Below are 18,891 nucleotides of genomic sequence, written 5' to 3' on the forward strand. Positions count from 1 at the left end.
CTTTTTATGTGATGCAAACCCATATTGAAATCTCCGGCTCTGTTGGTATTGCTGTGGTGCCGCGCGACGGTGTTGAATTTAATATGTTGTGCAAAAAAGCCGATCTTGCGATGTATAAAGCCAAAGACGATGGCCGCAATACCTGGCGTTTTTATGATGAAGAAATCGACAAAGCCAATATCGACAAATTTAACCTGTTGCAGGGCATACGGCAGGCACTGAAAGAGCAGCAGTTTCAGTTGTATTATCAGCCCAAGGTTGATTTACAAAGTGGTCAGATAGTAGGAGCCGAGGCGCTGGTGCGTTGGCCTCAAGCTGATGGTTCGCTGATAAGCCCGCTGCAGTTTATTCCGCTTTGTGAAGAAAGTGGTTTAATTCTGGAGCTTGGCGCCTGGGTGATCCGCGAAGCTTGTTTGGCCTGTCAGCGCTGGCAGCAGATGGGATATCACGACATCAGTGTGGCGGTGAATTTGTCTTTTGTGCAGTTTCGCGATAACTCTTTGGAAGGGCTGGTGCGGGACGCGCTGAAAGAAGCAGAACTCAGCCCTTCGGCACTGGAGCTGGAACTGACTGAATCTTTGTTAATTGGTGATGCGGTGCATATTCAGCAACAGCTGGATGCGCTGAGCAGTTTAGGACTGACTTTTGCCATTGACGATTTTGGCACCGGTTATTCCAACCTGGGTTATTTACGCCGTTTTAATGCCACCACGTTAAAAATTGATAAGTCTTTTATCAGTTCTTTATGTTTATCCAGCCGCGATGAGCCTTTGGTGCGCGCAATTATTCAGTTGTCAAAAAGTCTTGGTTTAACCACAGTGGCTGAAGGGGTGGAGGATGCCCAAACCATGCAACTGCTTAAAGATGTGGGTTGTGATCAGGCGCAAGGTTATTTCTGGTCGCCACCAGTGCCAGAGCAGAAGTTTATTGCGTTATTACCAGCCAGACAGCCCGGACTTAGTGAGGATGTGCACTAACTGTTGTGGCTGTTTTTTGTAATTCAGCAGTTAAAGGCTCAAGCAGGGCCTGATGTTTTTTATGGACAAAATGAAAGAGTTTGTCACTGCTCAGCACCTGAGGTAAACGACGGATCTCGGTGCCTGTTAAATCCTGCTGCACTTGCAACACAGATTCCACATCATCCAGTACCAGATCAACCTTGCCCTGATTCAGCATCCGGATAGCCTGCCGGGTGGTGGTCACCGGCACTCTGCTGCCTTTAAACAGATATTGTTCCGCCATTTTAAAACCCCGCACATAACCGATACGTAACTTTGCATTCTGTTGCCATTGTTGGCTGTCCGTGACAAAGGCGGGTCTGACAAAAGCATAAAGTTCAACCGATGTCAGCGGCACAGGCACCAGCCGCAGGTTAGGGTAGTGGCTGGCCACACTTTGGATGCGGAATAACTCACCGTCAAATTCGCCTTTGTTGCTCATTAATAAAGAGCGCCCGGCTGGCAGGTATTGCACTTTAAGCTGAAAACCAAGCGCCAGATAAGCTTTGGCAAGGCGGCTTTCAATCATTCTGGTTAAAGCGGATTGGTTAACGCTGCTTGCCACTATGATGGGTTTTAATGGCTGCTGGTGTTGCCGGGTAGTTTTGTTTTTGCCGTTAATTATTGGGGAATTGATGTCTGATGGCTGCTCTTGTGCCGGTATTTTTTGTGTTGTTGCAGTGGCCTGCTGTTGTTGCGCCGCTTCTGTTTGCAACAAAAGCAGCAGCAGGCATAACAGCAGTGCTACAGCTGGCTTTTGTTGTCGCAGTTTCAGCAGGGCATTTAAAAGCACCAGAGCCACCGATTTTTTGAACCTATGTTCGCAACTTAGCACAGCTTTTTGCGCTTTGCGTTGCAAGCTGAGGGCTTTTGCATACGAAGTGTTGGTGCAGGCTCAGCGCCGTTACCGCTGCGCAGTAACAAGGGCCTGAGTGCAGGCCCTGTTCTTTTATAGCGTTCAGTTGCCAGACATGGGGTAATCAATTACAGGCCAGCCCAAAGTCTGTAGCTGTGGTTTTAAGGTTTTGGCATCACCGACCACCAGGATCAACATGGAAGCCGGATCCAGATGTTTGGCCGCCAACGCGTTGATGTCACTTTGGCTGATGCTTTTTACAATCTGATTGCGGTTTTGCACAAAATCCGGTTTCAGCTGATATTCCAAAATCTGGCTCATAAATCCCAGTTTGGCCTGAGGCGTTTCATATTGCAGTGCATCAGACTGGTTAATGGCCTGACGCATAAACTCCAGCTCTGCTGCAGTAATACCCTGATTGCGGTATTGGTTTATTTCAGTAAGAAACCCGCTAATGGCCGCAGCTGCAACGTCTGAGCGCACCGCGGCTGAAGCAATAAAACTGCCGGCATATTTGTCGCCGCTAAAACCGGTAAAAGCACCATAGGTATACCCTTTGTCTTCCCGCAGATTCAGGTTAATACGGCTGTTAAAATTGCCGCCCAGCACAAAATTCATCAGGTTGGCGCGGAAAAACTCACCACTGATATCCATCGGCAAACTGCGTTTGGCAAGGCGGATTTCGGCCTGAGGTGCATCAGGTTTATCCACCAGATAAATCACCCCGGTTTTGGCTTTGGCGGGTGGGATCCGGGTGTTTAATGCCGGAGCTTGTCCTTGCCAGCCTTTAAACAGCTGCGACAGCTGTTGCTCAAGTTCAGGCTGGGCTAAGTCAGAGGCCACAATCAACATACTGCCTTTGGGTTTAACCTGCTGCTGATAATAAGCCTGCAGTTTGGCCGGAGTCAGGGCGCTGAGGCTGGCTACCGTGCCTTCGGCAGGATAAGCGCGGATATGGTCGGCAAATAACAGCCGGCGCAGGTGTTTACGCGCCAGATAAGCGGCATTTTTTTCGGCATGTTGCAGACCTTGCAGGCTTTGTTGTTGTAAACGGGTAAAGTCATCGGCAGCAAAGGCGGGTTGCAGCAGTTTTTCTTCCAATAAAGCTAATGTTGGGCTCAGGTTTTTACTGAGGCTCGACACAAAAACCGTCAGGTATTGATCACCGGCACTAAAACTAATGCTACTGCCGAGTTTTTCCAGCGCCAGGCTCATAGCCTCAGTGCTGTAGTTTTTGGTGCCTTCATTCAGCATAGCGGCCAATAAAGCCGAAATACCCAGTTGGTCCGGCGTCTCATAATAGAGCCCAAGCGGAATTTTCAGCAGCAGCGCTGTGGTTGGGGTCTCAGTGGTTTGTGCACCCAGCACTTTGATGCCGCTGGCAAGCTCTGTCTGCCAGGTTTGTGGCAAAGTCACAGCCGGGTTGGCGCTGGCTTTGGGCATCTGGCTACGATCAAAGTTATCTGTGGCTTTACGCTCGGTGAGGTCTGCCGCGCTGGTGCTGGATTTTTCCGTAAAATCAGGCCTTTTAAACACAAAATTGTCGGCTTTAGCCACGGCTTGCCGCTGGCCTTTGGGCACCACACTCATCACCACCGCATTTTTGTTTTTCAGGTATTGCTGATATACCCGCAGCACATCGGCTTTCGTGACGTCCTGATATCTTTTGATGTCTGAAGCGACCAGATCCGGTGTGGCAAAAAAGGTTTCGTTATGCGCCAGTTGACTAACTTTGCCTTGCACTGATTGCAGGCCAAACACACTTTGGGCTTCAATCTGCGCTTTGACTTTGGCTAAGTCGTCATCTGTAACTCCGCGCTGTTCAAAATCAAGCAGGCTCTGGCGGATGATCTTTTCAATATCCGCAAGCGTCTTGCCGGACGCCGGATGAGGCAAAGCCAATAAGGTAAATTCACAGGCCAGCTCCATACAGCTGTGGCTGGCTTGTGCCTGCACTGCCAGTTGATTTTTCAGCAGATTTTTGTACAACAACGAGCTGTTGGAACCCCCTAAAATCTGCGCCAGAATATCCAGTGCTGCTTCGTCCTGATGGCGGGCGTAGACAGTGGGAAATGCCAGATACAGCAGCGGCAGATGCACATTGTCTTCAAAAGAAACATAGTTATCCTGATTCAGACTAAACAGTTGTTTTGGTGCTGCTGCAACCTCAGGCCCTTTAGGAATGCTGCCGAAGTATTGTTGCACCAGAGGTAAAATCTGCTCAGCTTTTACCGCGCCGCCTATGGTCAGGGTGGCATTGTTCGGGCCATACCAACGTAGAAAAAATGCTTTAACATCATTGACATTGGCGCGGTTTAAATCGTCCATATAACCAATCACAGGCCAGGAGTAAGGATGACCCGCCGGGTAAAAAGCTTCGGCCACTTTTTCTGATAAACGGCCATAAGGCTGATTATCAATACGCTGGCCCCGTTCGTTTTTCACCGTTTCACGTTGTACTTCAAACTTTTTTTCCGTGACGGCGTTCAGTAAAAACCCCATCCGGTCTGCTTCAAGCCACAACACTTTTTCCAGCTGATTCACCGGCACTGTCTGGTAATAATTGGTGCGGTCGTTATCTGTGGTGCCGTTCATTTCACCACCTGCTGCGGTGATGATTTTAAAATGTTCTTCGTCGGCTACATGTTCAGAACCCTGGAACATCATATGTTCAAAAAAGTGGGCAAAACCTGATTTACCCGCCTCTTCCCGCGCTGAACCTACGTGATATGTGACATCAACATGTACCAGCGGATCTGAATGATCTTCATGCACCAGCACTGTTAAACCATTGGCTAGTTTATATTTTTTATAAGGAATGGCCGGTGTTGCCAATGGTTGGCTTTGATCTTCCAAAAGCGTAACGCCAGCAGGCAGAGTGTTGCCGCTTAAAGCAGTGCCGGCGTTTTGACTGCTGTTGCAGCCACTGAGCAGCAGAGCGCATAAGGCAACAGCGCTCACAGGCAGCAAACGGGGCAGTGTTAAAGATCGTGTAAAGGCCAGTGTAAAGGTTTGTGTTGGTTGCGGGCGTGTTGGCCCGGTACATAATAACTTCTGCATATAAATTCCATCTTTGATTGCCGCCTCAGGCCGCAAAAATATAACCTAAAAAACCTGTGTTACCGCAAGGTGTTGTCCTGGCCGCTATTAACGCACCGGTGTAGCTGCGCTTTCGCCCGCCACCGTATGCCAGGGCAAAATACGGTAACTTTGCACCAGCCCGGCAGTGACATAAGGATCGGCTTTGGCAAAAGCTTCCACTTTGGCCATATCGTCAACGTTAAACAGCAATAACGCACTTTCCACCGGGTCGCCGACGGCACCACCCAACACCAGTTCGCCTTGTTCTACCGCCCGCCAGGCCAAAGCCAGATGGCTACTACGAAATTCGCCACGTCGTGCCAGATAATCATCGGCCAGTTGATAACTTAATAAATAATGCATGCTGAGTTCTCCGGGGCTGTTGGCTGAGGCCGAGCTTAGAGCGATTTTGTTCAGCTTGCCAGCCTGTTGTGCCTGTTCTGCCGCCTGTTGGTCGTTTTTGTGTCTGCCGCGGCTTGTCGCCATTGTGGGGTGCTGTTGTTGAGCCCCGCCACACTGCTGTGCCACGGTTTTTGTTTTTTAAGGGGGCAGGCTCTGCAGTGTCCGCCGTGCTGGCGCGGACAGTTTTAGTGTCCGCGGACACCAGATCCAGACAAGAAAATTTATTAAAGTTCAATGAATACATGTATTTATAGAAAATTTTTAGCTGGCACGGCTTCTGCTATATAGCGGCAGACGAAGTGACTGACAACAAGGATAAATCATGATCCAGGGCACCGAAAATCAGGACATCAGACGCAGCACAACACAAGGTGGTGGTTTTGCCGGCGCGGGCAAAGCTGTATTGGCTTTTGCCGCCATCAGTTTGATGTTATGGGGCAGTTATCAGCTGATGTTTAATCAGGCGCAGGCCAGTTTAGTGATGCCAAGAGCCGGTGTGCAGCTTGGCACCGTTAGCCGCGGTGATTTTGTGCGGGATTTGGCGGTGCAGGGCAAAGTGGTTGCTGCCAATGCTCCCACTTTATTCAGTCAGCAAGCCGGCCAGATCAGGTTATTAAAACAACCGGGTGAGCCTGTCACCATCGGCGACCTGCTGGCGGTGGTTGAAAGCCCAAGCCTGGAAAACGACTTAAAACAACAGCAGGCGCTGCTGTCCAGTATGCAGTCTGAAGTGGAGCGATCTGCGCTGCAGGCACGCGAGCAGCAACTGGATATGGAACAAATTCAGAACAGCGCTCAGGTGAACTTACTGGCCGCCAAACGTGAGTTGGCACGCGCCAAACAGTCGCTGGAATTGGGCGTGTTGCGCCAGATTGATTTAGATATGGCCAACGACAAACTCAGCCAGGCTGAGCTGGAGTTCAGCCATGCCAAACGCAAAGTGGCGCTGGCGGCAGACAAACTGAGCTTTGAACAAAAGTCCGGTGCCCAGGCGCTGGAACGTCAGCAGCTGGTGGTGGCTGAGCTCAGCCGCAAGCTCGAAGCTTTGCAAATTAAAGCTCCTGTGACAGGCCAGGTTGGCAGCTGGCTGGTGGAGCAGCAAAATCATGTGCTGGAAGGTCAGGGGTTACTCACAGTGATTGATTTAAGCCGTTATGAAGCCGAGCTCAGTGTGGCGGAAAACTATGCCGGTGAGCTGACAGCTGGCCAACTGGTGGATGTCAGTGTGAATGGTCAGCAGCTGCAAGGTGAGCTGAGCCATGTGGCACCTGAAGTAGTGGAAGGCAATGTACGGGCCAGGGTGCGTTTTAACAGCCAGGACGCTGCCAGCTTAAGGCAGAACCAGCGGTTGTCGGCCCGTATTGTGTTTGAAGAACGCCACAATGTGCTGAAAGTGGCGCGTGGTGATTTTATTGCGTCTGGTGGTGGCCGTCAGGCTTATCTGCTGCAGGACAATGTGGCAGTTAAAACGCCGGTGCAATTGGGGGCTTTGTCGGTGCAGTGGGTAGAAATTTTATCCGGTGCCAAAGAAGGGGATCAGCTGGTGATTTCCAATACCAGCGAATTTAAAGATGCGGCGCGGGTGCGGCTGAATTAGCAGTGGCAGCGGCACAACAAAGAGCAGCCAGGCTACAACTGAAAAGGTACAGCTGCAAAGGTAAACAGCAACGGTTTGACCGTTTAAAAAAGGAATAAATAAATGATTCAACTGAAAAATTTAAGCAAAGTGTTTCGTACCGAGCTGATTGAAACCCATGCCCTGCGCCAGATTGAATTGCAGGTGAATGAAGGTGAGTTTGTCGCTTTAACAGGGCCGTCCGGCTCGGGTAAATCCACTTTGCTGAATGTGCTGGGCACGCTGGAACATTTTGACGAAGGGGATTATTTGCTGGACGGTCAGTCGGTCAGAGGTTTGTCAGACCGGCAGTTGTCGGCGCTGCGTAATGAAAAAATTGGTTTTATTTTTCAGGGTTTTAACCTGATTAAAGATTACAGCCTGCTCGACAACATTGAATTACCGCTGCGCTACCGTGGCATCAGTGCCAGTGAGCGCAAACGCCGTGCTTTAGAGGCGCTGGAGTTGGTCGGCCTGGCGGCGCGCAAAGATTATCACCCAAGCCAGTTGTCCGGTGGTCAGCAGCAGCGTGTGGCCATAGCCCGGGCCATTGCCGGTCAGCCACGTATTTTGCTGGCGGATGAACCCACAGGCAACCTGGATTCTTTAATGGCCAGGCAGGTGATGGAGCTCTTGGAGCAAATTAACCGCCAGGGCTGCACCATTTTAATGGTGACCCACGACCCGGATCAGGCACGCCGCGCCAGCCGTCAGGTACAGATAGTAGACGGCCAGCTGAGTGACGCCGCCATGTACGACCCGCTTGCGGTGAAGCTGGCTTAAGGAGAGCGCACATGGAACAGATTTTATATTATGTCAAAGTGAGCTGGGTCAGCATTAAAAGAGCGCCGCTGCCTTATGCCCTGACAGTGTTTATTTTAAGCCTGGGGCTTGGCGTGTTTTTTGCCAATGCCACTTTTTATTACCAGATGAACTCGGATCCTTTGCCGCATAAAAGCGACAAATTGTTTTTTCCGATGATGCTGCTGGTGCCTTATGAATGTGCGGACTGTAAACCACCTTCTGTGCTCAGTTACGCCAATGTGCAAAAACTGAAAAGCTCTGATATTCCAAGCGCAGAGGCTGCCATGTACAGCTCAGACGGTTATTTACGCCTTGATAGCACTCAGTTGCCCACACCTGTGAATATTCGCCTGACCGAACCGGATTTTTTCCGCATGCTGGACGTGCCGCTGCTGCATGGTGCTATTTGGCCGGACAATAAAAGCCGGCAGGACATAGTGCTGAGGAAAGCCATAGCACTGAAAATTTTTGGCAGCACTGATGTGGTGGGCAAACAACTGCTGCTGGATGATCGCAGTTTTGCCGTAGTGGCAGTGCTGGATGACTGGCAAATGTTGCCGAGGCTTTATGATGCTAATAACGGTAACCATGTCGATGAAGTGGAAGATGTGTATATTCCGCTTGAAACAGGTTATGACCTGAATTATTTATCCAACACCCAGTCGCAGACTTTTGATGATGCTGATTATCGGCAACTGGCGACCGACGGGCGCAGCAAAGCGATGCATCAGCTGCAATATTGGGTGCAGCTGGATACGCCAGCGCAGCAACAGGCCTATGTGCAGTTTATGACCAATCTGGCTGAAGATGAGAAAAAAGCCGGCCGTCACCCAAGCCCGGTGAATAATCAGCTGCCGGCGATGCGCGACATAGTGGCTTATTTTGGTGGGGAGTCCGGTGATATCAAAGCTTTTGCACTGGTGACTTTATTGTTTTTAGTGGTGTGTCTGTTTAACGCCAGCCATTTGTCGTTAAACCGTTATTTAAGCAACCAATACGAATTTAGTTTGCGCCGCGCCCTGGGCGCCAGCCGCTGGCAGTTGCAACAACAAATGCTGGCCGATGTACTGTTGATGACGCTTTTTACCATCAGTGGTGCGTTGCTGATTGGTTTTGGCGGCACCAAGCTTATGAATTATCTGTGGCCGATCAATGCACTTTTTGCCCGCTGGGATCTGACGCTGATGTTGTTTTTATTGGCGATAACCCTGGCCTCCAGTTATCTGGTGACTTTATATCCCGCACTTCGCGCTTCATTTGGTGCGCTTAACCAGCAATTAAAGGAATAATCATCATGTCACTTCATTTATTACTGCAATCTTTATTAAGACGCAAAGTGGTGACAGGTCTGTTGTTGCTGCAACTGGCAATGACACTGGCGCTGCTGCTGAACAGCATTAGTCTGGCCGGCCAAACCTGGCAAAAACTGCATGAAGAGACCGGTCTGGATTTAATCAATAGCCTGACGGTGGAGCTCAAACCGACCACGCCGACGCTTCGGCAATATCCGGCGCTTGCTGATTTACTGGAGCGGCAGATGGCGGCGGTGCGGGCACTGCCCGGTGTGGTCGCTGTTGCCTACAGCAATCAGCCGCCATTGCAGCGTGGGGGAACGAACGGCAATTTGTATGACCCTGACAATGAAGAGCGCACCAATATCAACAGTGTGCCTGTGTATCAGGTGTCAAAAGACTTTTTTGACGTGCTGCAAATTAAAGCACTGGAAGGTGAATTACCACAGGCGCCGCTGCTCAAAGATGGTGAAGATATCAGCCCTCTGGTGCTGACCCAAAGCCTGGCGCAAAAGTTGTTTCCAAATGGCTCTGCTGTGGGCCGGCAAACCAATGGTGGCACTGTGGCTGCTGTGGTTGACGACTTTTATGGCCAGCGTAATGCTGTGAACAGCAACTATAACCGCATCCAGGTGGCGCCGTTATTTTCGGTTGACTGGGGTTATAACCTGCTGGTGCGCACTGAGCCTGGTCAGGCAGATGTCGTTCAGGCGCAGCTGGCAACAGTGCTGCAGCAGGTCGACAGCAATATCGAAATTTTATATCTGCGCAGTTTTAACGAAGAGCACAACAGGTTGTACCGTAACGAGTTCGGCCTGGCGGTGCTGCTGGGGCTACTGAGTGTGCTGATGCTGCTGGTGACTATGGTGTCCAGTTACAGCAATGCCCACTTTCATGCACTCAAACGGCAGCAGGAAATTGGCATCAAAAGAGCACTGGGTGCCAGTAAAAATATGATTTTTATGGAGTTGTTCTGCGAGAACTGGCTGAACACCCTGGCTGGAGCCATGCTGGGCGCCCTGGCCGCACTGGCGCTGAATCAGGGCTTGTCGGCTGTGATCAGTATTCCGGCCATCAGTTGGTGGTTACCGCTGCTGGCAACACTGGTACTGTTGATTTGTGTTAGCGCGGCCACATGGTATCCTGCCCGTATTGCGACTTCGGTATCGCCGGCTACAGCCACTAAGACTTTATAAAATATGGCAAATATTCTGATTATTGATGACAACGACGCTGTCTGTACCGCCTTAAAAACCCTGTTTATGTTGCAGGGTTATCAGGCGCACAGTGTGGCGTCTGAGCAGCAGGCGCTGGCTTATCTGGCCACTGCGCAGGTGGATTTAATTTTGCAGGATATGAATTTTGCCAAAGGCGAAATGACAGGTAGCCAGGGCAAGGCGCTGTTTTATCAGCTGCGTGCGCTGCTGCCTGACACTGCCATTATTCTGATGACGGCCTGGACCTCCATCGACATGGTGGTGGAGCTGGTGAAAGCCGGTGCCTGTGACTATATCGCCAAACCCTGGGATGACGAGCGGTTACTCACCACTGTGGCCAAAGCGCTGCAGCTGAGTCAGTTGCAGCAGTCTCAGCAGCGGCTGGCGCAAAAGCAGCAGGCTCGCTTAAGTGCTTTTGCCGGCAAGGATCTCTGTGGTTTGGTATTTGCCAGCAGCGCTATGGAACAGCTATTACAGATGGCGCTGCAGTTGGCACCGTCCAATGCAGCTGTGCTTATTACCGGCGAAAACGGCACCGGCAAAGAGGGCATAGCCCAGGTGCTGCATGCCAATTCACCACGCAAACACAAAGCGCTGGTGAAAGTGAATATGGGCGCTTTACCAAGCGACTTAATGGAAGCAGAGCTTTTTGGTGCTGAAGCCGGTGCTTACAGCGGCCTTGGCAAAACCCGCATTGGCCGCTTTGAAGCGGCCGACGGCGGTACCATTTTCCTTGATGAAATTGGCAATCTGTCGTTATCAGGTCAGATGAAACTGCTGCGGGTGTTACAAACCGGCGAGTTTGAACGTTTAGGCTCCAGCCAAACACGCAAAGTGGATGTGCGGCTGTTAAGTGCCACCAACACTGATTTAACCAAAGCCATTAGCAGCGGCACTTTTCGGCAGGATTTGTATTACCGGCTGAATGTGGTAGAGCTGCATCTGCAGGAACTGAAAAACAGGCGCGACGATATTCTGCCATTGGCGCGGCTGTTTTTACGGGGTGAAAAAACGCTGAGTCAAGAGGCGGAGCAGGCGCTACTGGGTTACAGCTGGCCTGGCAATGTGCGTGAGCTGCAAAATATCTGTCAGCGGGCTTTGTTGCTCTCGCCAACAGCGCAAATTCAGCCGGCCGATTTAGCTTTGCCGCAGGAAGAGCTGCCGGGCAAAAGGGCGCTGGATGATTTTGAGCAGCAGCAAATAGAGCAGGCACTGAAAGATGCCGGTGGTGTCATTGCCAGAGCCGCCAAACAGCTTGGCATCAGCCGTCAGGCCTTGTACCGGCGTATGGAGTTTTATGGCATTGCCACGCCTTAGTTTGTCGCAAAAAATCGGCGGCAGTTTTGTGCTTTTTGCCGCCGCTTTATTGGCACTGATCAGTTGGTTGGCACCAACGCCGCTGTTATTGGCGCTCACTTCTGTGTTATTGCTGCTGTTTGCGCTGTTGCTGCTACGCAGTCTGAAAAGCCTGGCGCTGGAGCTTTCGGCGCTGAATCTTTATGCCGGTAATTTGCAGGATCAGGCTTATCAGTGCAGTGCTAATAAAGCGGTGTTATCCGAGCTGATGCCGCTGGCCGTCACTTTAGATAACATGGCCGCCGAGCTTCGTCGTCAGCGCGCCGGTTTATATCAGCGTGAGCTGTTGCTCGATACCGTGTTACAAAGCAGTCCAAGCGCCATTTTATTGACCGACGAGCAGGGCAGAGTGCTGCTCAGTAACCCGGCGGCGCGGCAATTATTAAGTCAGGGCCGGCGTTTTGAAGGTTTGTTGTTAAGCGAAGTGCTGCAACATTTGCCGCAACTGGCCAATGCTTTGCCGGCTTTTTTGGCCAGCCAGCAACCGGGTTTAATCCATCTGGGTGAACCCGCGGCCATCTGGCATTTGTCGGCCAGTCAGTTTTTGCTGAATCAGCGCCGCCATCAGCTGTATATTTTTAAACCTATGACCCAGGAAATTCAGCGCGAAGAGCTCAGCGCCTGGAAAAAATTATTACGGGTTATTGGCCATGAGCTGAATAACAGTCTGGCGCCTTTGTCATCCCTGGCTTATTCGGCACAGCAACTGGCGGCAGAGCCTGAGCTGAAACAGATTTTGCAAACTATCAGCGAACGTTGCCATCATCTGAACCAGTTTTTACAGGCTTATATTCAATTTGCCAAATTGCCGCCGCCAAGTCTGGCTGAAGTGAACTGGCCAAGGCTGATTAATCAGTTACATGATCATTATGAGTTTGAGCTGGTGGGTGAGCTGCCCGCCGGGCGCTGGTGGCTGGATCAATCCCAGCTGATGCAGCTGCTGTTAAATCTGCTAAAAAATGCCCACGAAGCGGGCGCAGATGCCACCAAAATTGAACTGCAATTGAGCGAACAGCCCCAATTTCTGCAGATTTCGCTTAAGGATAACGGCGGTGGCATCAGCCCGGCTTTACTGGAACATGCGTTATTGCCGTTTTTTACCACCAAGCAGCAGGGCTCGGGCATTGGCTTGACCTTATGCCGCGACATTGTTGAAGCCCATGGTGGCCAGCTGTTGCTGAAAAATATTGATGCAGGTTTATTGGTGCAAATTCAGCTACCGCGGCACAAGGCTGCGCCAGAGCTGATGTCGTCTGCTCAGTCATAGCTTTTCGGCGGCAACAGCTTAACCACAACAGCAAACAAATCCGACTGGCTGCTTTACCGGGCTTTTTGCTAAGATAAGGTAATTTCCAGCCATATAGCCATCCGGTGTATTTATGCAAGTTCAGCAACAGCAACTGATTTTACCTACAGCAACAGGGCCTATGTTGTGCCGGTTATTCCAACCAGCACAGCCCTTGTTATCACAGCAAAACCAGCAGAATGACGAAGCAGGCGAGACAAAACAATATCCGGCGATTTTGTTTTATTCGGAAATTTTTCAGATCACAGGCCCTATCGCCCGTGCCGCTACTTTGCTGTCAGGGTTGGGTTTTCTGGTGCTGGTGCCGGAGATTTTCCATGAGCTGAATCCACAAGGCACAGTGCTGCCTTATGATGATGCGGGTAAAAACAAAGGCAATCAGGATAAATGGCAAAAACCTTTGCCGGCGCATGACAGTGACGTGGTAGCGATGCTGGATTATTTAAAAACGCTCAGCAGTTTTAATGGCAAAACCATGAGTTATGGTGTTTGTATTGGCGGCCATCTGGCGTTTCGCGCTGCACTGAATCCGGCCATCAGCGCGGCTTGTTGTTTATACGCCACCGACTTACATTCCGACACTTTACCCGCTTTGGTGGGCGACCAAACCTTAGATCGCGCCGGTGAAATTAAAGCTGAGCTGATGCTGATCTGGGGCAAACAAGACCCGCATATTCCCGCTGAAGGCCGGGCGAAAATTTATCAGCAGCTAACAGCCAAACAGGTGAATTTCAGCTGGTTTGAAGTGAATGCAGAGCATGCTTTTATGCGCGATGAAGGCGAAAGATACGATCCGGCGCTGGCACTTTGGGTTTATCAGCAAGCCAGGGATTTGTTTTTACGCAGTTAAGGCAACAGCTGGCTTCTGAGTGCCATTTCCCAGAGCACAACAGCCAAAAAAACGCTTGCAGCAAAATGACTGAACCTGTTGTTTCATTGTGCTTCTTTCCATAACTGGCTGAAATAAAACGCCTAACAGCCTATACTGTTGGGCGTTGTCATATTTATTTCAAAATAAGGGCTCAGAATGCGTTTGTGCAAACTGGCTCCAGCCTGGTGAGTGAAACAATGTCTTTGTCTGAACACCTGTTTATTATTTTATTGTTAATTAGCGTCAGTGCCTTTTTTTCGATGTCGGAAATTGCGCTGGCTGCGTCGCGTAAATTGCGGTTACGGCAGTTGTTGTCGGAAGGTGAACCGCGCGCCAAACTGGTGCTGGATTTACAGGAACATCCGGGTAACTTTTTTACCATTATTCAGATTGGCCTGAATGCTGTGGCTATTCTCGGTGGTATTTTGGGTGAAGCCGCTTTTACTCCTACTTTTGTTGAGTTGTTACAGCTGGTGTATCAGGGCCCGGCGCTGCAGTCTTTGGGTTTTGGTTTGTCAGTATTTTTTGTCACAGCGCTTTTTATTCTGTTTGCCGATTTAATGCCAAAACGCCTGGCCATGCTGGCGCCAGAACAAGTTGCTGTTGCCGTAGTGCGGCCTATTTTATGGTTGCTGGTGATTTTAAAACCTTTGGTGCTGCTGTTTAACGGTTTAGCCAATATGTTTTTCCGGCTGTTTAATGTGCCTATAGCCCGCAAAGATCAAATCACGCCAGAAGATATTATTTCGATGATGGACGAAGGTGCCGAAGCCGGTGTGCTGCGCCAGCAGGAACACACTTTGCTGGAAAACGTTTTTGATATGGATCAGCGCACCGTGACGTCGGCCATGACTCCGCGCGAAAGTCTGATTTATTTTGTGTTAAAAGAATCCACCGACAGCATTAAAGCCAAAATTGCTGAACATCCGCATGCCAAATTTATTGTCTGTGACGCAGCGCTCGACCGGGTAGTGGGTTATGTCGACACCCGCGATATTCTGATGCAGGTGCTGCATGAACAATCTATTTCACTAACCCGCGAAGGGGTGTTACGCACACCGCTGATTATTCCCGATACTTTGTCTTTATACGAAGTGCTGGCGCATTTTAAATCCAGTGGTGTCGATTTTGCGGTGATTTTAAACGAATACGCGCTGGTGGTTGGCATGATTACCCTGAACGATGTGATGAGCATTGTGATGGGGGAATTGGTTAATTCTGAAGAAGATCAAATTGTGAAGCGTGATGATGATTCCTGGCTGGTGGAAGGTTTAACACCACTGGATGATGTCATGCGGGTATTGTCGATTGACCATTTTCCGGATCAGGAAAACTACGAAACCATCGCCGGTTTTATGATGTATATGCTGCGTAAAATTCCAAAACGCACCGACTTTGTATTGCATCAGGGCTATAAGTTTGAGGTGGTAGATATCGACAGTTATAAAATTGACCAGCTGCTGGTGACCAGGGTCAAAAACAATACCGACACTTTAAAATCATAACCTTTGGCAACTTCAGTTGTTGCAACAGAAAAAACAAAGGCCGGATCTGCTCCGGCCTTTTTACTGCAGCTGTATTGGCACCGGATGGTGCCGTTACATCCGTTTATTGCACTGTCACCACTAAAGTCGTCTGGCCACGGCTTGGGTTGCCTTTCACCGCAAGATAACTCCAGCCTACCGGCAATGGGTTAGTGACAATTTGTTCAGTGCTGTCACTATTAACAGAGCTTTGTTGGTAATTGTCGCTGGTCGGCCAGTTAGTGCTGCTGAAATACAAATCAGCATTGCCTTCAACAGGGCCATACAGGTTCAGCTTTAATCTGGCATTGGCGGTGTTGTTGTAAAAATAGAAATAGCTGTAGTTGTCATGACCAGCCACCACACAATACATCTGGCCGGCCTGCACTGCGATGTAATCAACAGGTCCCTGGCTGGCACAAGCGTCAGGCTGAGGTGGTCTTGGCGTCAGAGTGGCGGTCACACTGACATTATTAAAACTGGCGTAAGCAAAGTTTGACACATACCAGCGACCTGCTGCCGGATTGGTTATGCTGCAAGTTTCAGCATTACCGCCAATATAAGGCCGGCAGTTGTAACTTTGTAAGGTCGGCTCTGCGTCATGTTTCAGATAAAGATCTGCATCACCGCTGCCGCCGCTTTGCACCACTTCCAATTTGGCTTGATTGGCCGGCACATCAATATAATGATGTAACCAGCTGTCTTTGGCGCCGGACAAGCCGGTTTTTGCCACGCCGCTTTGCATCGCCGCATTGTCGCCACCGGTGTGGCCTACTGTGACTTGTGGAGTTGTGTCGTCACTTTGTACTGTGCCCAGCCATTGCAGCCACTGCGCGTCCAGGCTGGTGCCAAGAGCGTTCACCGCCGCCAGATAAGCGTCATAGTCACCATTGCGGAAATGCGCCAATAAATTGGTGACAGTGGCACCCTGAGTTTCAAACATAAAACGCACCGCCAGATAACCCCAACGATACACCCTGTCCTGACCACTGCTGTAGTTGTTGGCCAGAATTTCACTCAGTGGAAATTGTTTGCTGCGCGCCAGGGTAATGGCGGCGTCATTGCGGTTTTTCTTTGACACATATTCGGCCAGACCTTCGGTCCACCACACTGTTTTGTGGGTGTCTACTTTGGAGGCGGCAAAATCACCTTTGAGGTTAAAACGACCATCCAGGTAATGCACCATTTCGTGGGTCAGGTTCCAGACATGAAATTCAGGTCGCATCCATTCGGCTTCATACGCAATAAACCTGGCCTGATTACCTGTTTGTGCCGGATTGCCTTCCAGGTACATACCACCGTTATTGGTGTCAATGCCAAAAAATAACCCGGCGTACTGGCGATAATCGTTGCTTGAATCAAACACCGCCATTTCCAGATTGCTGTTCAAATCATCAGGCACAGGCCGGTTTTGTGTACGCAGGAAAGTGTGGAAATAACTTTCCTGGGCATTTAATGCAGTACAGGATTCAGTAAATTCAGCGCTGGTCATATCCTGGGCGCGGAATTTTAACGAGCTGCTACAGGCATGTTGTTTGCTTAATACCTGTTGTTCCAGCTGGGTCTGAAAACCACAAATATTATATTCTGCACACTTACCGTAATAATCCACTGCAGAAGCAACCCGCAGCCAGACTGCTGAGCCAGTGCCATTCATGCTGTATTGGCTTAGAATGGCGCTAACATGAGACTTCACATCAGCGGCAATAGCGGCGTTTGCATATTGTAAAAAACGCGCCAGTTCAGCGGCAGCATTTTCCTGCAGGTAGGCGGCTTCGGTGCCAATCATCCAGCTTTGGCGGGCAAAATTGCCAAGGCGGGAAATCAGCACTGTGTCATTGACGACGGTATTTTGAAAACTGCTGTCCTGATGACCACGGAATAAAATGGTAAAAATCTGATTCACAGCGCCGTGCATATACCACTCACTGGCATAACTGCTGTTCCAGCGTTGTAACCATTCTTTCACAATATACAGATAACGCACGTTTTCGCCTGCGCTGTCGACCAACGTCAGTGCATCATGAATATTCATGCCGTTTACCGCTGAATTTTGATAAAACACCGGGTTATTAAACAGGTTGTCCAGCGCAGCGCGGATGGCAGTTTTAACACTTTGCGGGTAAGCCGGAATTTGGTTGTTGTTGTAATACTGCACGTAATAACCGGCACGCAGGAAATAATATAGTTTGCCGATGCTGGCTTCAGTGCCGCTGGCATTGTAACTGCTGGCGAGACTGGCGGTGGCATTGGCAACAAAAGCCATATTGCTGGCGCTAAAAGCGGCAATTGAATTGGGTTCACCGTTAAATAAACCATTAATACAGTGGTTTGGGTTGTTCAGAATATGATCAACCAAAGCCTGACCTGTTTTGCTGCCATAACCTGAAAGTGCAGTGGCACAAACATCGGCCGCTTGTGCTTCATTGGCAGCAAATTGTTGTGCTTTGCTGTGTGCACGAAAATAACTGTCTTCATCTGTGACTTTTTGCGACAGATGTTCAGGCAATGCTTCGATGGGGGCATTGATCACAGTACTATCCTGCGCGTGTTTGGGCACCCACTGACTTTGTTGAGAGGCCTGCTGAGACTGAGGTTTGGCTGGCGCTGAGTTTTGCGTTGCTGCCTGCAGTGCAGGTGTCAACAAAGCCAGACTGACAGCTATGGCCAGTAGGGCCGGTTTTTTCTGGCCGCTAAGCCGCGCATTTTTAGTTGAGATCATACAAAGTTCCTGCTGGATTATTATCATTTGTTATGTTTTTGCCATATGGCTTTCACATATTAGTAATGAAGGATATTGTATACAATATAATCAGTCAGTATATTTCAGAATAAAAACGTATAAGCTGCTTTGTTTTTGAACTAACCAAATTGGGAACTTTGACTGTTTGATAGTTACCATTGTGCACTGCTGTTACATCAGCAAAAAACAACACAATGGATTAGTTGAGCGGGGACTGCGAGCTGATGTCAGTTGTAGATTTGAGCCTGGCTGTAGCAACAAATAATAAAATCAGATGGCTGTTTTGCTGGTGATTTCTGATTTCGGATTTCTGTGGGCAGAGGGCAGGCGCAAAGTTTAACATGGCAATAAACACAACAAAAATAAAAAAAGGGCAGCCATGGCTGCCCGGATTTAAGATGCTGTCAGTTAAAATGTCGTACCAGAGTTGCCGCCAGCAAAATAACATAAGTCACTGCCACTGTCGGTTTCAGGCTGCTTTTCAGGTAAGACCACAACAGGTCAACAACACCACCTCTTTGTTGCTGCCAGCTGTGATGCCACAAACAACCGATATCCTGCGCTTGTTGGGTGGCTTGTTCCAATGCATATAACCGGCTTTCGGTACGGCTTTGTTGGGTTTTCCACAGCCCTTCATGCAACCAGAACAACAACACCAGCCCCAGCTGCAACAGCAGGCCACTTTGACTTTGCACCAGCCAGAGCCAAAGTGCGATAGCCACTACTTTAAGCCACAACGCCTGTTTTTCCATTTGATCATAACTTTGTTGCAGTAACAGCCATTCGGCCTGGTTGCGATCGCTCATTCAACAAATCCTTCTGAAAGC

The 18,891-nt window shown here is 49.7% G+C and carries 14 protein-coding genes; 9 read left to right on the top strand and 5 right to left on the bottom strand.

What is annotated here, in order from left to right:
* A partial coding sequence (locus RCH83_RS06700; RefSeq protein ID WP_306520294.1) for a bifunctional diguanylate cyclase/phosphodiesterase occupies window positions 1-977 on the top strand: 977 nt, incomplete at its 5' end.
* Here the strand turns inward: RCH83_RS06700 and RCH83_RS06705 are convergent.
* The 3 genes from RCH83_RS06705 to RCH83_RS06715 all read right to left on the bottom strand — a co-directional run bounded on the left by RCH83_RS06705 (window position 958) and on the right by RCH83_RS06715 (window position 5,421).
* Window positions 958-1,791, bottom strand: coding sequence for a transporter substrate-binding domain-containing protein (locus tag RCH83_RS06705; protein WP_306520296.1), 834 nt, complete (start codon window positions 1,789-1,791; stop codon window positions 958-960). The genes RCH83_RS06700 and RCH83_RS06705 overlap by 20 nt on opposite strands.
* Window positions 1,792-1,956: 165 nt before the next feature.
* Window positions 1,957-4,710, bottom strand: a complete 2,754-nt coding sequence (locus RCH83_RS06710) for a pitrilysin family protein (RefSeq protein ID WP_306520298.1) — start codon at window positions 4,708-4,710, stop codon at window positions 1,957-1,959.
* A 291-nt stretch (window positions 4,711-5,001) separates the two neighbouring features.
* Complete coding sequence (locus tag RCH83_RS06715; RefSeq protein WP_306520300.1) at window positions 5,002-5,421, bottom strand: YciI-like protein; 420 nt, start codon at window positions 5,419-5,421, stop codon at window positions 5,002-5,004.
* Window positions 5,422-5,659: 238 nt separating this feature from the next.
* On the opposite strand from RCH83_RS06715, the gene RCH83_RS06720 reads away from it, so the two are divergent.
* From RCH83_RS06720 to RCH83_RS06755, 8 genes are all read left to right on the top strand, one after another.
* The gene (locus RCH83_RS06720) at window positions 5,660-6,934 is read left to right on the top strand and encodes an efflux RND transporter periplasmic adaptor subunit (protein ID WP_306520302.1); all 1,275 of its coding nucleotides are present in this window, start codon (window positions 5,660-5,662) and stop codon (window positions 6,932-6,934) included.
* A gap of 102 nt (window positions 6,935-7,036) precedes the next feature.
* On the top strand, window positions 7,037-7,735 hold the full coding sequence (locus RCH83_RS06725) for an ABC transporter ATP-binding protein (RefSeq protein WP_306520304.1): 699 nt from the start codon (window positions 7,037-7,039) through the stop codon (window positions 7,733-7,735).
* 11 nt (window positions 7,736-7,746) lie between these two features.
* The gene (locus tag RCH83_RS06730; protein ID WP_306520306.1) at window positions 7,747-9,045 is read left to right on the top strand and encodes an ABC transporter permease; all 1,299 of its coding nucleotides are present in this window, start codon (window positions 7,747-7,749) and stop codon (window positions 9,043-9,045) included.
* Window positions 9,046-9,050: 5 nt separating this feature from the next.
* Entirely contained in the window at window positions 9,051-10,244 is a 1,194-nt protein-coding gene (locus RCH83_RS06735; RefSeq protein ID WP_306520307.1) for an FtsX-like permease family protein, read from the top strand.
* A gap of 3 nt (window positions 10,245-10,247) precedes the next feature.
* Window positions 10,248-11,582, top strand: coding sequence for a sigma-54 dependent transcriptional regulator (locus RCH83_RS06740; RefSeq protein WP_306520309.1), 1,335 nt, complete (start codon window positions 10,248-10,250; stop codon window positions 11,580-11,582).
* The gene (locus RCH83_RS06745; RefSeq protein ID WP_306520311.1) at window positions 11,563-12,888 is read left to right on the top strand and encodes a PAS domain-containing sensor histidine kinase; all 1,326 of its coding nucleotides are present in this window, start codon (window positions 11,563-11,565) and stop codon (window positions 12,886-12,888) included. The genes RCH83_RS06740 and RCH83_RS06745 overlap by 20 nt, the downstream gene beginning before the upstream one ends.
* Before the next feature lie 112 nt (window positions 12,889-13,000).
* Window positions 13,001-13,777: a dienelactone hydrolase family protein gene (locus RCH83_RS06750; RefSeq protein ID WP_306520313.1), complete on the top strand. Its 777-nt coding sequence runs from the start codon at window positions 13,001-13,003 to the stop codon at window positions 13,775-13,777.
* Window positions 13,778-13,995: 218 nt separating this feature from the next.
* Entirely contained in the window at window positions 13,996-15,303 is a 1,308-nt protein-coding gene (locus RCH83_RS06755) for a hemolysin family protein (RefSeq protein WP_306520315.1), read from the top strand.
* A 103-nt stretch (window positions 15,304-15,406) separates the two neighbouring features.
* Here RCH83_RS06755 and RCH83_RS06760 read toward each other — a convergent pair whose 3' ends face one another.
* Together RCH83_RS06760 and RCH83_RS06765 are read right to left on the bottom strand one after the other, a co-directional pair.
* Window positions 15,407-18,043 (bottom strand): M9 family metallopeptidase, encoded by a 2,637-nt coding sequence (locus RCH83_RS06760; RefSeq protein WP_306520317.1) that lies wholly within the window; start codon window positions 18,041-18,043, stop codon window positions 15,407-15,409.
* Between the two features lie 425 nt (window positions 18,044-18,468).
* On the bottom strand, window positions 18,469-18,870 hold the full coding sequence (locus RCH83_RS06765; protein WP_306520319.1) for a hypothetical protein: 402 nt from the start codon (window positions 18,868-18,870) through the stop codon (window positions 18,469-18,471).
* Between the last annotated feature and the right edge of the window lie 21 nt (window positions 18,871-18,891).

Source organism: Rheinheimera sp., from assembly GCF_030824435.1.
Classification (GTDB): Bacteria; Pseudomonadota; Gammaproteobacteria; order Enterobacterales; family Alteromonadaceae; genus Pararheinheimera.